12 protein-coding genes and 1 tRNA gene are annotated in these 15,932 nt (G+C 56.0%); 5 read left to right on the top strand and 8 right to left on the bottom strand.

The genetic code is table 11. The features are described from left to right. Positions 1–106: 106 nt before the first annotated feature. From AAC060_RS06295 to AAC060_RS06285, 3 genes are all read right to left on the bottom strand, one after another. Positions 107–799, bottom strand: a complete 693-nt coding sequence (locus tag AAC060_RS06295; RefSeq protein ID WP_339824127.1) for an exonuclease domain-containing protein — start codon at positions 797–799, stop codon at positions 107–109. Then, positions 796–2,667: a DUF294 nucleotidyltransferase-like domain-containing protein gene (locus AAC060_RS06290; protein ID WP_339824125.1), complete on the bottom strand. Its 1,872-nt coding sequence runs from the start codon at positions 2,665–2,667 to the stop codon at positions 796–798. The genes AAC060_RS06295 and AAC060_RS06290 overlap by 4 nt, the downstream gene beginning before the upstream one ends. A gap of 158 nt (positions 2,668–2,825) precedes the next feature. Then, complete coding sequence (locus AAC060_RS06285; RefSeq protein WP_339824124.1) at positions 2,826–4,493, bottom strand: alkaline phosphatase D family protein; 1,668 nt, start codon at positions 4,491–4,493, stop codon at positions 2,826–2,828. Positions 4,494–4,657: 164 nt separating this feature from the next. Between AAC060_RS06285 and AAC060_RS06280 the strand changes: the two genes are divergently transcribed. Further along, positions 4,658–7,447, top strand: a complete 2,790-nt coding sequence (locus AAC060_RS06280) for a TonB-dependent receptor (protein WP_339824123.1) — start codon at positions 4,658–4,660, stop codon at positions 7,445–7,447. 100 nt (positions 7,448–7,547) lie between these two features. Continuing rightward, a complete protein-coding gene (locus AAC060_RS06275; protein WP_339824121.1) occupies positions 7,548–8,414 on the top strand; it encodes a hypothetical protein in 867 nt (288 codons plus the stop codon). A 241-nt stretch (positions 8,415–8,655) separates the two neighbouring features. On the opposite strand, the gene AAC060_RS06270 is transcribed toward AAC060_RS06275, so the two are convergent. Then, a tRNA-Leu gene (locus AAC060_RS06270) sits at positions 8,656–8,740 on the bottom strand. A 107-nt stretch (positions 8,741–8,847) separates the two neighbouring features. After that, complete coding sequence (locus AAC060_RS06265) at positions 8,848–9,606, bottom strand: prepilin peptidase (protein WP_339824119.1); 759 nt, start codon at positions 9,604–9,606, stop codon at positions 8,848–8,850. A 153-nt stretch (positions 9,607–9,759) separates the two neighbouring features. Here AAC060_RS06265 and AAC060_RS06260 point away from each other — a divergent pair, with 153 nt between their 5' ends. Continuing rightward, positions 9,760–10,950: an acetyl-CoA C-acyltransferase gene (locus AAC060_RS06260; protein ID WP_339824117.1), complete on the top strand. Its 1,191-nt coding sequence runs from the start codon at positions 9,760–9,762 to the stop codon at positions 10,948–10,950. Position 10,951: 1 nt separating this feature from the next. Here the strand turns inward: AAC060_RS06260 and AAC060_RS06255 are convergent, their stop codons facing one another. After that, the gene (locus AAC060_RS06255) at positions 10,952–11,428 is read right to left on the bottom strand and encodes an SH3 domain-containing protein (RefSeq protein ID WP_339824115.1); all 477 of its coding nucleotides are present in this window, start codon (positions 11,426–11,428) and stop codon (positions 10,952–10,954) included. A 109-nt stretch (positions 11,429–11,537) separates the two neighbouring features. Between AAC060_RS06255 and AAC060_RS06250 the strand changes: the two genes are divergently transcribed. Next, positions 11,538–12,536: a D-glycerate dehydrogenase gene (locus AAC060_RS06250; protein ID WP_339824113.1), complete on the top strand. Its 999-nt coding sequence runs from the start codon at positions 11,538–11,540 to the stop codon at positions 12,534–12,536. Positions 12,537–12,636: 100 nt separating this feature from the next. Next, positions 12,637–13,953, top strand: a complete 1,317-nt coding sequence (locus AAC060_RS06245) for an ammonium transporter (protein ID WP_339824111.1) — start codon at positions 12,637–12,639, stop codon at positions 13,951–13,953. Positions 13,954–14,010: 57 nt separating this feature from the next. Here AAC060_RS06245 and AAC060_RS06240 read toward each other — a convergent pair whose 3' ends face one another. Both AAC060_RS06240 and AAC060_RS06235 read right to left on the bottom strand, forming a co-directional pair. Beyond that, entirely contained in the window at positions 14,011–14,466 is a 456-nt protein-coding gene (locus AAC060_RS06240; RefSeq protein ID WP_339824109.1) for a GNAT family N-acetyltransferase, read from the bottom strand. A 1-nt stretch (position 14,467) separates the two neighbouring features. After that, entirely contained in the window at positions 14,468–15,871 is a 1,404-nt protein-coding gene (locus AAC060_RS06235) for a nitronate monooxygenase (protein ID WP_339824107.1), read from the bottom strand. Positions 15,872–15,932: the final 61 nt, after the last annotated feature.

Here is a 15,932-nt window from a genome sequence, read left to right as displayed (position 1 = left end):
ATTTTGTTTCACATCATGGCCGATTTTTGACCATTCTCCTGTAATGCTAAAGCGGATGGAGAAATTTGATAGAGAGACTTTCGTCTAATAGGTGAACGAAGAAGGTTTAGCCCTTCATAAGAACGTCTTCGAGCAACAGATTTTCGACATTGCGGCGCGCGCATTGGGCCAGAAACAATTCACCGCATGCGATGGCATCGGTCAGACCATCATGCGCGCGATATGAAGGCAGACCATATTGCGAGCGTAATTTTCCCAGACGTAGTCCATCTGCCGTCCGCTGTTTCGGGAACCATCGTTGCTCAAGCTGCATCGTACAGATAAAACGTCCGACAAAGGGAACGCCAAAATTGCGCAAACAGGCGCTATTGAGAAATGACTGTTCAATCGCCGCCCCGTGCGCAACGATCGCAGACCCTTTCAGCTCATCCAGCAGCAAGGCCAGAACTGCCGGCTCCCGTTGCCCGCCTGCTGCGACATCATCGGTAATGCGGTGAACGACGACAGCTGATTCCTGTAGCCGGTTGTCTGCGCGGATCCGGAGTTTCTGCGCCGTTTCCAGTTTTATCGCCCGGTCGATAATGCGCGTCCAGCCTGCCTCCAGCAACTGAGCGTTTTTCTCCAGCCCGTCACTCTCAAAATCAAGCGCCACCAGGGGCGTGTCATCAAGCGACATTTGCTCTGGCAACGGAACATCATAATAAGCTTCCAGCGGTGTGGACAAGGCAGCCTGCTTTGCCCGCTCCCAATCCTGCGCAAAACGCCTTTTGTGAAACCAGTTCCGCCAATCGAGTTTCACTGGATTCCGCCCGCATAATTGCGACTGATCATGTCCAGATGATTACGGATTATGCGAAATGCATCTTTCAGATGCTCCTGCTCGAACCGGGACAGTGACTTGGGTGGAAGGTTATTGGTGGGGACCTCCCCGCGTTTGACCTGATTGGACTGATGACGAAAGCGGACGCTGCGGATAAATTCGAAGCAGTCAATGAGGTCGGAGGCCTCTTCCTGACTCAGACCTCTCCGTTCGACCGCCATCTTCAGACGGTCTTTGCTGTTCACCTCTGCCAGTCCCAGCGCGAGCGCATAGACGCGGGCGATATCAACCACCGGTGCTATCGCCTGGTGCTTCAGGTCAAGCACCTCGCCTTCCTTTTCATCATGTTGCAGAAGGAAATTACGGAAAAATCCCAACGGAACCTTTGTGCTTGATGCTGCCCGGGCGATAAAAGACAGAAAGATCCTGTTTGTGCTGCTCCATTCAAAAATCCGGGTACGGAGATCATCGACAAGATTCGCTTCACCGGCCACACATCGCATATCGAAGAAAATCGTGGTGTTCAGGACATTTTCGGGATCAGGCTTATCAATCCAGTCACGATAACGTGCTTTCCAGACTGCCAGCGGTTGCCGCCATTTCTCGTTGGTCGCCATGATATCGCCGGGGCAATAGATATAGCCCGCGCTGTTCAGCCCATCGCATAATGAAGTTGCAAGCTGCTCGAAATAGGTCGCGTGCCTCGCGGGATCATAGCTGTCATCAAGAATGAAACCATTATCCTGATCTGATCCGCCAGCTTGTTCCTGCCGGGCGAGCGATCCGAAAACAACAAGCGCATAAGGAACCGGAGGCGGGCCCAATTGTTCTTCCGCCAATTTGAGCAACTGGCGATGGGTTGTCTCTCCGATATTGGAAACGAAGCGCGCGGTATGATCGGCGTCGACCCCGGACTCGATCATATTGGTCAGGACCGCACCCACGCGCTGCGCCGCTATGGCGACCGTCGCCGCATCGGGGGCCGCCTTTATCTCTGCCACCACCTGCAGCGCATTCATGCCGAAGCGGTTGAGCAAGTCGCTGGCACTGATCACGCCGACAATCTGGTTTGCGTCGTCAACGATCGGGAAGTGATGGATATTTTTCTGGGACATCACGAGCATCGCGGACAGCAAATCACCGTCCAAAGACATGGTTATCGGATCGGGGGTCATCACCCTGGAAACCGGCTCATCCAGAGAAACCTCCTCACCCAATACCCGGCGACGCAGATCCTTGTCGGTCAATATCCCCGTCAGCCTGCCCTGATCGGTTATCGGCAAAGTCGAAACATCAGTCTGGGTCATGAGCTTTGCCGCATCACGGATCGTGTCGTCAGGACGAGCAGTCACCACTTGTTTGCGGCGCAGCAGCGTTTTCAGCTTTACCGCAATCATCGCCGCATCGCCGTAGCCATTTTCCCTCTGGCGCAAACCTTCGACCGCCCGACGCAGCCGTTCAGCTTCATCTTTGGCAAAAAATCCCTTCAATGCCGCATGCTGTTCCAGTAACTTGAGAAAATCTGCTTTGGGAAGCTGGTAGATCAGGCAATCTTCCAGCGCGATCACCTTGTTGCGGGTGACTTGATGGTGGAGCAGTGATGGATAACCAAAGATGCCGCCTTCGCCCAACCGGTGATTGAGTTCGGTGCCACCCAATCGCAGTTCAACCGCCCCGGACCGCACGATACCCAATGCCAGATTTTCTACACCGGCATCAATGATCACCGTTCCACGCGGGAAATAGCGGATCTCGATTTTGCGTGCGAGGGAGGCAGTAATATCCGCCGAAAGACTGTCAAATGGCGCATGTCGTTTTAGAAAAGAAATGACTTCATCAATTTCCACAAAAACCTCCTTGCGCAACATTGCATAGCAGACAGAGGCTATTGGCCAAAGAAATGACTGGCATCAAAAAGCCCAGTTTTACAAAGTTCGCAAATAGAAAGTCTTATAAATCCCTCTATGGCTACAGATTAACCGGAATCATCTTCTGAATGAGGTAATCACCCAGCCGCGAGCTTTCGTGTCCCCCTCGCTACCTGCATTCGGTGGGTTCCGCTAACCTTTACCGTTCGGGCAATGCGTGAGGGAATGAATAGCCATTCATTCGAAATCCGGTCGGCCTGCACGTCGAGCACCATATAGCCCCGCTGGCTTGTATCACACCATGCAAGATCAGGACTGGCATCAACGAACCGCTCCGCGATGGCAATTGGATCACCGTGGAAACGCTTGTCCATTCCAAGCGAAGACACGCCTTGCACGGCCAGTTCAACGCCCACTGGCTGACCATCATGTTCGAGGTTGAACGCCCAGGCATTGTGACTGTCGCCACTGAGGACCACGAGATCAGCATTTGCCTCTTGCGAAGCTTGCAGCAGTCGTCGCCGTGCCGCAGGATAGCCTTCCCATCGGTCCATATGATACGGCACATCTATGGCTGAAAGGCGCGCGGAGACCTTCATTTCTTCAAGCTTCTTTGCACTTACCCGATCATCCGGACCAAAGAAGGTCGAGAAGTCTGCGGGCATGCGGGACTGCCCCATGATCACCTGCTGCGCCAGAATTTGCCATTTCCGGCCGGATGCGGTGGATGTGGCGAGCCCGTCCGCGAGCCACTGTTCCTGTTCGGCACCCATCATCGTGCGCGCCGGATCATTCAGCGGTCCATCGCGAAAAGCTAAGGCAGCGGTAGCGACATCCTTTTCACCGCCACTGATGACGTCCCGCAGATCGAGCTGCTCCGAACGCCCAATCAGCCGGGTTTCCAAACGGAACAATGTGGCAAGATCGCCAAGCTGATACTGGGTATATGGCTTGCTGCGCATGGGCAGCCACTCCTGAAATGCCTGCACGCCGGCCGCCATACGGTCCTTCCAGCGGCCTTCTGTAGCCGGATCATGGTTGGCCGCTCCGTCGGTCCAGCTGTTGTTCACGGTTTCATGGTCGTCCCACATCACGATGATCGGGAAGCGACGGTGCAATTCCTGCAGACCTGGGTCGGCGCGATAGCTGGCATAGCGTTTGCGATAATCGGAAAGACTGACCGCCTCGTGCGCGGGCTCTATTCCCCGAAGCTCTGCCATGCCCTCGAGCGCATCGGAGCGGTCCAGCTTGGATTCGTAAATATAATCGCCAAGATGAACCAGCAAGTCGAGATCATTGCGGGCCGCAGCATGGGCATAGGCATTGAACCAGCCCGATGTCGCATTGCCGCAGGAAAAAACGCCGATCCGGAATTGGTTCAACGGACCTTCCGGCAAAGTGCGTGTGCGTCCGGTGGGAGAAACCTCGCCCGTCTCAGCCCGGAAGCGATAATAATACCAGGTCCCCGGCTGGAGATTGTCCGGCCGGACATGAACGCAAAAATCCTTGTCCGGCGCGGACAGGGCGGAAGTGCGTGAAACGATCCGTTTGAACTGCTCGTCCTCTGCAACTTCGACCTGCAACCAGCCAGGCTCTGCATCGGGTGACACATATCTTGTCCACAGTGTAACGCTTCGCTGCTCCGGATCGCCGCTAGCGACCGAGTGGGTAAAAGCCGGTTGTGGGGCCGCTCTTAGCGAACTGGCCATGAGCAGGGTCGGTCCAATTGCCGAAGCCCGCAGGAGCGAGCGCCGTGAAACGGTAGGCAATGGCGAGGATGGCAGTGCAAATTTTTTCTTGGTCATGGCCGCCGGCTAACGCGCTGACGTGACACATTAATTAAACGTCCAAACTATTTAAAACCGACCAATAACTTTCACATTCAATACATGTTACAGCAATCAGGTCGTCATTCCCGACCGCTAGCGGACGCCCCACAACTGGTTCACTCAAAAATGGGGTTTATAAAATGGGTCGTGAAATTCTTAACCGTAAAGGTCGCCGCACACGCTTGCTTCGTGCAGCAATTCTGGCTTCAGTCACCTTGCCTGGAACAGCAATTGCCGGTGATGTCATCGGGACAATAAGCAGTGCTTCGCTGGATCGTCCAGCGCGCGGTGTGACGGTAATAATCAAAGAAACCGGCCAATCGGTCGGCACTGACCAAAACGGCCGCTATTCGATGCTCGGCCTTGATGCGGGCACCTACACGCTGCTCATTGTGCAGCCGGGTTATAAAGACCAGAGAATGACGGTCACAGTACCGCAGCAAGGTTCGGTAACGGCTGATGCCAGTATCGAACTGGAAGGGGAAACCACAGATGGTGCCATCGTCGTCACCGGCGCACGCACGTCGCGTCTGCTGGCGATTGAACGCAAGCGGTCCCTGTCTGTCATCTCGGACATTGTATCGTCCGACGGTATCGGCAAGCTGCCCGACTATAACACCGCCGAGGCATTGCAGCGGCTTCCGGGAATCTCGGTCGAAATTGACCAAGGCGAACCACGCTATGTCGTCATTCGTGGCGTTGATCCCAACCTGAACCAGGTGACTATCGACGGCAATATTGTCGGTATCCCCGAGGCGGAAGGACGGCGTGTTGCGCTCGATACTATTCCCTCGGACCTCGTCGCTGCCATCGAGGTCGTCAAGACCGTTACCCCGGATTATGACGCCAATGCCATCGGCGGTTCGATCAATATCGTCACGCCGACAGCGTTCGACCAGAACAAGCCGTTCACTTATCTTTCCGGCCGCGGCATTTATAACGGAGCGTCGGACAAGCTCGGCTTCGCTGCCAGCGCGATGCACGGACAATTGATCGGCCCCAACGAGGATTTCGGGATTGTCGCCGGTATAAGCTATTCAAAACGCTTCATCGACAGCCAACTGGTTGATCCGTTGGGCTGGACAGAAGTTTCGGACGGTTTCTTTGCCCCTACCGGTATGCGATATTATGATTATTCGATCATGCGCGAACGCATTGGCGCAATCCTGAACCTCGACTGGCGGCCAAGCGATACTGTCCATCTTTATGTTCGCAATATCTACAATGAATTTACCGACGTGGAAGGACGCGACCAGTTCGATTATGACATGGCGCGCGGGGACATAACATTTCCGGCCCCCGATCAGGTCACCTATTCATCGGGCCGGGCATCCCGTGAATTCCGCCAGAACGAACAGACCCAAAAGCTGTATAATATATCGCCAGGTGCGGAGTTCAGCTTCGGCAATGTCGATCTTGCCCTGAACTATACATATGCGCACGCGCAGGAACATACGCCGGTGCGCGACGATATCGAATATCGCTCGGGCAGCGTGGCCGTTTCGACGATCCTGGTTGAAGGCGAAATGCCGAGTTTCGTCGATGTCGATGAAGTCTTGTTCGATCCGGCATCATTTCCACTGCGCCGCATTCGCCTTCGTCGGGAGACCATCGACGAGGACCTTCACGCCATCAAGGCCGACATTAAAGTCAATTTTGCCGCCGTGAGCGACAGTTTCCTCAAATTTGGTGTAAAATATACGGACCGGACCAAGGATCGTGATAATTATCAGGAACTCTGGGAACCTGCCGCCGCCGTCACATTTGCCGACACCGGCACCGCCCTGCCCGAAATTGCCAATTTCTATGATGGCGATTACCGCTTTGGACCGGCGATGGATTATGCAGCAACATTGGATTATTTTTTCCAGCAGAACCCTGGCTCGCTGGTCCTCGATGAAGAAGCAACCGGCTTTAATGATCGGGCGTCGGATTATCGCATCAACGAAAAAATCTATGCCGGCTATGTGATGGCCAGCATGGAATTGGGCGATCTGACCGCAATTGGCGGCGTGCGGATCGAGCGGACCGAGGGGACCTATGATGCATTTGCTATCCGCGACACCGATGGCAACGGCACAATCACCGTCTCTGATATCACGCCCCTGAGCTTTGACCAGACTTATACCCACGTCCTGCCCAATGTGACACTAAACTATCGCCCAATGCCGAATGTTGCCCTTCGGGCAGCCTGGACCAATACCATCGGCCGGCCCAACTATAGCGATGTCGTGCCAACATTCGAGGAAGAGGATGGCGAAGGCGCAGCAGGCAATCCCGGTCTCGAACCTTATACATCGATGGGGCTGGATTTCTCGGCCGAATATTATCCGGATGCAGAGAGCGTCTTCTCGCTCGCCATGTTCTACAAGAATATCAAGAACCCGGTTTACACGCAGCGTTTGGTAGACACCAGCTTTGCCGGCATTGATCTGCTTGGCCTGTCACAGCCCCAAAATGCCACGGATGGAGAATTGTTCGGGATCGAAGCCAATGCGGTTCGGCGGTTGACGTTTCTACCCGCTCCGCTTGACGGGTTCGGTATCTCGGCCAATGTCACCTTTGTAGACAGTAATGTGAATGTTCCGGGCCGGGCAGACGATCTGCCTTTCTTCCGCCAGTCCAAGTGGATTGCGGGCGGAGCCATTTTCTATGAAAAGGGACCGGTTGAGGCGCGGGTAGCACTCAGTTACCGCGATGCCTATCTCACCTCTGTCGGAGGAACCAGCGCGAGCGATGGCTATGCTGCGGGGCGAACCGTATTGGATGCGCGCCTGTCCTACCGTGTGATGAAGGGAGTGGAAGTTTTTGGCTCTGTTTCCAATATCACCGAGGAGCCTTCGATAGGCTATCAAGCAATACGCAATCAGATAACGGCCCGTGAAGCTTATGGCGTCAATGTCGATTTCGGATTCAGCGCCAGTTTCTGATCCAGCAGAATTGAGTCTCCGGTTTATGGCGAGCGGTCAAAATGATCGCTCGCCATAAACCGGCTCTCCAATGCTATTTCTGTAAGCAAAGGATCATATTATGATCAAACCCTCACGACTATTCATGCTGTCCGCGTTCCTGTCCGCATCTGTAACCGCGGCTGGTCCGAGCTTTGGCGAACCGGTCCTGCGTCAGCATGATGGTAAAGGCGTTCCGACCCCGGTCCTGCTCGAAGCGAAGACACTAAACGTTTATAATGCCGCGGAAGCCGATCAGGGGGCCGCGGCGGACGAGCGCCATTTCTACGCCATCGATAACAGCACTATCGGCAAATATATGTTGGCCGATGGTTCGCCTGTTGGCTGGTGGAGCGATCTGCCTTCGCCCGGCATCGAGCATCTCAACAGCTGCTATGTAGAGGCAGCGCAACTGTGGTGCGCAAATTCCAATTATCCTGCTGCCCCGATGGGCTCATCCATCGAGATTTTCGATACGGAAACCATGGAGCACCGTGCCACTCACAGCCTGGGCATGATGGAGGAAGGATCCCTCACCTGGTTCGCGGCCACGAAAGACGGCTTTCTTGCATCCTTTGCCCATTATGACCGACGCGGGGTTCCCTATAAGGACCATCGCTATTCCAGCGTCGTGACTCTTGACAAACAATGGCGGCGCACAGGCGGATGGCTGTTCCCGAAAGCGATAACCGATCTCATGGCTCCTTACGCCGCATCTGGCGGTGCGATCGGCCCCGATGGCAGACTATATATATCCGGCCACGACCGACCCGAGATCTATGTTCTGGAAGCGCCCGTCAGCGGCCCATATCTGACACATGTTGCGACCATCTCACTCGAGATAGAGGGCCAAGCCTTTTCGTTTGCGCCAGACAATAGTCAGATAATTTATGCTGTGGATCGTAAATTGGGTCTCGTGAAAGCGATAGAGCTGCCCCAAATTCCATAGCGCTGGGGATTGAGTAGAGCAAAGTTGCGAACTACCGCCCGAGATAAGGGGCGATTTTTATATTGTGTAATCACAATATATTCTCTCTCCCCAGAAATGCTGAACCACATAGCTATCTATCCAGCTTTCAACACAACAGGCCCCGCTTTGCCAATTGAGCTCAAAGGGCCACACTGAAGTGGTGCCCTTCTTGCCCCACTCTTCGTGCACAAAAATGGTGGTTTTCCAGCAATGTCTGTAATGGTGCCCCTGGCCCGACTCGAACGGGCACTCCTTGCGGAACTGCATTTTGAGTGCAGCGCGTCTACCAATTCCACCACAGGGGCTCTTTGGCTGCGTCAATCGACGATCAGCGAAATCGAGGCTCTGTTAGCGAACAGGCCATCCGCTGGCAACGGCTTTTTCACATGACCGCGCGAGCATCTGCAAATCACTAGTAGAGACCGACATTCGCTGTCTGATACAGCCAGATTGGAAAAGCGGCCACAGCCATCAGGCTGCCCAGCGGCAACATGCTTTCTCTGGTGACATTTTCGCCGCGCAACCGCCAGGAGATCGCGACCAGAATCCCGACCAGACTGGCGCCGAGAATGACGAGGGGTAATGCCTGCCAACCCAGCCAGCAGCCGATTGCGCCCAGCATCTTCGGATCACCACCGCCCAGACCATCTCGTCCCCTGACAAATTTATAGGCTGCGGCCAGAATCGCCAGGGACGCATATCCCGCCAAACCGCCGGTCAGCCGGTCGAGAAATGTTGGAGCGACCATGAGCAGGCTGGCGAGCAACCCGGATAGAGCCAGAATCACGGTCAGCCGGTCCGGCAACCAGTGGTGTTTGACGTCAAGGGCGGCTAGCGTCAGCAACAGCCACCCGTAGACCGCGCCCGTCACCCCTTGAACATCGGGCGCGGCGAACAGGGCGAGACCGCCAATCAGCGCGGCGGCTATCTCAATTGCTACATGATCGCTGGCGATCTTGGACCCGCACTGACGGCATTTTCCCGACTGGAGCAGGAAGCTCCCGACAGGGATCAGCTCCCTGGCGCGCAACTGGTGGCCGCAATGGTCGCAGGAGGAACGACCGGTGATGACCGAACGTCCTTCCGGCCATCTGAGTATCAGCGTCGCCAGAAAGCTCCCGATGATCAGACCGAGCAGGACGCCGGCAACCGGAAAGAGATAAGCTGGCAAAGGACACTCCGAAGAAGGTTACGCTAATTGCGTTACACGGTGGGCCGTGCCGTTCAATGGGGCAATTGAAAAATCGGAATGTGACGCCTATGTGCATTTCAAGAATCGCGCTTGCCCCTCCGGGGAGCGCAACCAACCCAGAAAGGCCAATTCATGTCCAGTTCCGACCCGATCGTCATTCTCTCTTATGCCCGCACACCGATGGGCGCCATGCAAGGCGCGCTCAGCGAAGTCAGCGCATCCCATCTGGGTGCTGTCGCGGTCAAGGCAGCGGTTGAACGCGCCGGGGTTGCCGGAGCGGATGTCGAACGCATCTATATGGGCAATGTCCTGTCCGCTGGCCAGGGTCAGGCCCCTGCCCGTCAGGCCGCTATTTATGCCGGCCTGCCGCAATCGGTCGAGGCGACCACGGTCAACAAGATGTGCGGTTCCGGCATGCAGGCCGCGATCATGGGGGCCGAGGCCCTCACCGCAGGATCGGTCGATATCATCGTGACCGGTGGCATGGAAAGCATGACCAACGCGCCTTATCTGCTGCCGAAGATGCGCAGCGGCGCGCGGCTCGGTCATACCGTCGCTCAGGATCACATGTTTCTTGATGGTCTTGAAGATGCCTATGAATCGGGTCGGGCAATGGGCAGTTTCGCAGAAGAAACCGTTGGCGAATATCAACTGACCCGCGAAGCGCAGGACGAATATTCGATCGAATCGCTCGCTCGCGCCAAAGCGGCCGTCGAAGGCGACGCCTTTGATGACGAAGTCGTCGCGGTCGAAGTCAAAACCCGCAAGGGCAATGTCATCGTCGACAAGGACGAACAGCCACCCAAGGGCAATCCCGACAAAATCCCGCAGCTTCGTCCTGCCTTTGCCAAGGACGGCACGATCACCGCTGCCAATGCTTCGTCGATTTCCGACGGCGCTGCTGCAATGGTACTTACCCGCGCCAGTGTCGCAGCGGAAAAAGGCCTGACACCGGTTGCACGGATCGTTGCTCATGCCGCTCACGCCCATGCGCCGGCCAAATTCACCACCGCACCGGTCAAAGCCATTCAGAAAGTCCTCGACAAGGCCGGCTGGTCGGTTGCCGATGTCGATCTCTGGGAAGTCAATGAAGCCTTCGCCTGCGTCGCCATGTTCGCGATGCAGGATCTTGGCATCAGCCACGACAAGTTGAACGTAAACGGCGGCGCGACTGCGCTTGGTCACCCGATTGGTGCCAGCGGCGCGCGGATCATGGTGACGTTGATGGCGGCGTTGAAAAAACGCGGTCTGAAAAAGGGCGTTGCGGCGCTTTGCATCGGTGGCGGAGAAGCAACCGCAGTAGCACTGGAATTGACCGACTGAACTATTTCAGCGGTTCATCACCCCAAACGTCGTCGGTGCTGATATAGCCCCGGCGGCCGGTAACATCGAACAGGCACCAGCCTTTTTCGCATTGGGTCAGGCTACCGACCACACCCGGTTCGGCCATCCAGACAATCTTCGCACTGCCACTGGGCAAGGCACGCATCGCGACCGGCTTTCCGCTGGTCGCGAGCACCAGACCGGTGTGGGATGCGCTGAGCAGACGCGCGTGCATCCACCCTTGGGTTCCTTCATGGTCCTCGATTTTGCGCCAGGCCTTGTAACGGGCGAGAATCTTTACCGGCAATTTCTCGCGCTTATATATCCACATCGTCGGATATTCGGTACTGGGACCAGTGCGCATGCGCGCCTCGGGCTCATCGATGGAGGCCCAGTAGGGCGGCTCTTGCTGCGCCGTAGCAGGCTCTGACAGGGACAGACCCGAAATCGCAATGAGCATGAAAGCCAGAATACGCATGATGATTGGTTACTCATTCCCCGATTGATGCCCGCATAGCCCAAAACTGGAGTCCGCTTCAAGCGCCGCCTGCTTGACCTGTAGTAAATTTCGGGCATAGCGATTGCTTATGCAAGACTCAGCTCGCCCCGCTAATCCCCGTGTCATCATCACTCGTGAATTGGCTGATGCCAATCAGCATCGCATGTCCGAATTATTCGATGCGGTGCTCAATCACACAGACACAGCTTTTTCCCGCGAAGACCTGATTGCCGCAATGGCAGATTGCGATGTGCTGGTGCCCACCGTGACCGACCAGATTGATGCAGAGATGATCGCCAATGCGCCGGACCGCCTGCGCATGATTGCCAGCTTTGGTGCCGGTGTCGATCATATCGATCTGGCCGCCGCGCGGGCAAAGAAGATTCTGGTCACCAACACACCCGGTGTTTTCACCGAAGATACCGCTGACATGACCATGGCGCTTATCCTGTCCGCCCCCCGCCGACTTTCCGAAGGTGAAAAGTTGATACAGTCCGGTCAATGGGAGGGCTGGAAACCGTCGGGCATGCTCGGCCATTGTATCGGCGGGAAGAAACTCGGAATTGTCGGCATGGGCCGCATTGGTCAGGCCGTCGCCCGTCGTGCTTCCGGTTTCGGAATGTCGATCGTCTATCATAACCGCCGCCAGCTGCCACCGGCGGTCGAAGAATCGTTACGCGCCAGCTATGTTGCCGATCTCGAGGATCTTGTCCGGGAATGCGACATCATCACGCTCCACTGTCCGCACACGGCGGAAACCCACGAAATGATCAATGCCGAGCGGATCAGCAAGATGAAATCTTCCTGCTATCTGATCAACACTGCGCGCGGCGATCTGGTCGATGAAAATGCATTGATCGAAGCGTTGCAAAATGAAAATATCGGCGGTGCCGGACTGGATGTTTATCAGAATGAACCGGATATCGACCCGCGTTTTCTGAAGCTCAAGAATACGATATTGCTACCGCACATGGGCAGCGCGACCTTTGAAGGCCGAGAAGCGGCGGGCGAGCGGGTTATTACCAATATCCGGGTTTGGGCCGACGGTCATCGCCCACCGGATCAGGTTCTCGACGGCTGGGTCTAAGCTTTCCGTTGAGTCCCCTGATGGTCTCGACTAGACATTTTCGGTAGCCTGATTCGCGAAGGTGGACGGGCATGATAAGAATATATCGGCGGGGACCATCATGAAATATCCAGTCAAATCCTTGGGCATGCTTCTGGCAGCCGGCCTGGCGGTTTCCCCGCTCCATGCACAGCAGGTATTGGACCCGGCCATTGCCGATGTTGCCAATAGCGGTGACACCGCCTGGATATTGACCTCCAGCGCGCTGGTTCTGCTGATGACCCTGCCCGGTCTCGCACTATTTTATGGCGGCCTCGTTCGCGCCAAGAATTTCCTGTCGGTGCTGATCCAGTGCATGGCGGTAGTCGGCATCTGTTCGGTTCTCTGGATTGTGGTCGGTTACTCGCTGGCTTTCGGCGGCGTCACCAACGGCTTCCTTGGCAGTGGTTTCAACATGATGCTGAACAATCTTGGCAATGTCCGTGAAGGCACAGCCGTTCCCGAATCCGCATTTGCGATGTTCCAGATGACCTTCGCCGTTATCACTCCTGCGCTGATGATCGGCGCATGGGTCGAACGCGCGCGTTTTGGCTGGGTGGTTGCATTTTGTGCTCTCTGGCTGCTCGTCGTCTATGCACCGGTTGCCCATTGGGTCTGGGGTGGCGGCTGGCTAAGCAATCTCGGCGTACTCGATTTTGCTGGCGGTATCGTTGTCCACACCACCGCGGGTGTTTCCGCGCTCGTCGTCGCCATCATGATGGGCAAGCGCATGGGTTGGCCCAGAACGCTTATGTTGCCGCATAGCCCTGCCCTCACGGTTGCCGGCGGAGCGATGCTCTGGGTCGGCTGGTTCGGTTTCAACGGCGGTTCGGCGCTAGCGGCGACCGACGATGCGTCAGCCGCAATCATCAACACCCATATCGCAGCATCCATGGCCGCTTTGGTCTGGATATTGATCGAAAAGTTCAAGGTCGGAAAACCAACCGCGGTCGGCGTCGCCACCGGTGCGATTGCCGGGCTGGCTACCATCACTCCGGCGGCTGGATTTGTCGGTCCAGGCGCTTCGATCCTGATCGGCGCTGCCGCGTCGATTGTCTGCTTCATGGCCGTCGGTCTGGTGAAAAACGGCTTCAAGATCGACGATAGCCTTGATGTATTCGCGGTCCACGGCGTCGGCGGCATCCTCGGCAGCCTGATGTTGGCGCTGTTCATCGGCAGCAGTTTCGGCGGCACCGGCTATCCCGAAGGTATGGGCTTCGGCAGCCAGTTTGTTGCCCAACTGATCGGCGTTGGCGCGGTCGCCATCTGGTCCGCAGTTGCCACCGCCATTCTCGGCTTCGGTATCAGCTTCATCCTGCCGATGCGGGTCAGCGAAGATGACGAGCGCGATGGTCTGGATATTTCCAACCATGGCGAACGGGCGTGGGATCTGGATTGAGGGAATATCCCCTCTCCCTCAAGGGAGAGGGTTGCTAACCCGAGAACAGGTTAGCCGTTATAGCTCCAAATGGAGAAACTGGTTGAAGTCAGTCGGCTTATAGTCGCCGAACGGTTCGCCATTGCCGAACCCACGCTTGCGATACATGGCCAGCGCAGCTTCAAATTCTGCGCCGGAACCGGTCTCGAGGCTCAAACGCCGATAACCGCGTTCCCGTGCTACGGCGATAATGTGGTCAAGAATAGCGAGACCGACGCCCTTGCGCAGATGCCGGGTGTCGGTGCGCATCGATTTGATCTCGCCGGTTGATGAGGAAAGCTGCTTAAGCGCGCCGATGCCCATCAAGTCGTCGCTGTCCCATGCGGTCCAGACCGAAACATTAGCTGCCAGCAAACCCGAAAGATCGAGCGCATAAACGCTCTCCGGCGGCGAGTTTTCCTGCATTCCGGCAAGATGCGCAGCCAGCAGGTCCTTAACCTGCTGGCCGCTAAGATCATCGAGCCGGATTTCCAACTTAATCGCCAGTCAGGATGCGATCCACAAGCTGCTTCACCGTCGGTACGAAGCCGTTGGAATAGAAGGGATCGGTTCCGAAATTGAAAGCACCATGGCCGGCAAACATCAGATGTTCCTCGACCGGCGCGCCATGGACGATTTCCTGCAGGCTTTTCTGAATACAGAAACTGCGCGGATCGGCAAGCCGTCCAGTGCTGTTATTGTCATGATCCTTCCATGCCGAGAAACCGCAATGCGACAGGCAACCCATGCAGTCTGCCTGATCCTTGCGGATCATTTTCGACTCTTCGGGGGTTGCGAATATCAAAGTGTTATCCGGCGTTTTCATCGCCATGGTAAAGCCGAGGCCGTCCCATTCGCGCGCGCGGAGCAGATCGTTGCGGGTCACCCAGAAATTCTTGCCCTTGATGCCGACGTCGAGTTGATGGGTATGTTCACCGGCCTTCTCTGTCGAATAGGGAATCTGGCGCTCCGACCGCGATTCCAGACTGCGCAGGAATTCGTTGCGAACCGCTGAACTGTAAAAACCGGTCGGCGAGAATTTATGCAGAAGAATATCGCCTTCCTTGATCTTGGTCAGCTCGCTCTTCCAGCTTTCCGGAATCGGACTTTCCTTGGTCAGCAAAGGTCGGGTGCCGAATTGAAACGCAATCTGCCCCAGTTCTTCGCTGTCGATCCAGTTCTGCCAGTCGCGCAAATGCCAGACACCACCGGCCATGATGATCGGCACGCTGTCGGATATGCCCTCGGCGCGCATCGTATCGCGCAGGTCCTTGACCCGTGGATAGGGATCTTCGGGTTTCCGGGGATCTTCTGCATTGGAGAGACCGTTATGGCCACCAGCCAGCCACGGATCTTCGTAGACCACTGCTGCCATCAGGTCCGGAACCTTTTTATAGGCCCGCTTCCACAGCGCGCGAAAGGCGCGAGCGGAGCTGATGATCGGCAGATAATTCACGCCATATTGCTGGGCAATTTCGGACAGTTTGTAGGGCATGCCTGCACCACAGGTCACGCCGGCAATCATGCCTTTGGTCTGCTCCAGCACGCCTTCCAGGACCTGCTGCGCGCCGCCCATTTCCCACAAGACATTGATATTAATCGCGCCCTTGCCGCCCGAAATTTCATAGGCCTGCTTGACCTGCGTCACCGCACCATCGATCCCGTATTGGATCAGTTCCTGGTGCCGCTCTTCGCGTTTGCGGCCATGATAGATTTGCGGAATGACATTGCCATGCTCGTCATAACTGTCCGCATTGACTGCGGATACCGTACCAATGCCGCCAGCGGCAGCCCAGGCTCCCGAACTCGCGTGATTGGTAGCTGCGACGCCTTTTCCACCTTCGATCAACGGCCATACTTCCTGACCATTATACTGGATGGGTTTTAAGCCCTTAAACAATGAAATCTCCTATTTTCCCCAAATTTCGATATAGACGGCCACAGAGAGAAATGCTCGAAAA

The organism is uncultured Parasphingorhabdus sp. (assembly GCF_963975555.1).
GTDB lineage: Bacteria > Pseudomonadota > Alphaproteobacteria > Sphingomonadales > Sphingomonadaceae > Parasphingorhabdus.
The sequence above is the reverse complement of the archived record's forward strand: the minus strand, read 5'-3'. Positions and strand labels throughout refer to the sequence as shown.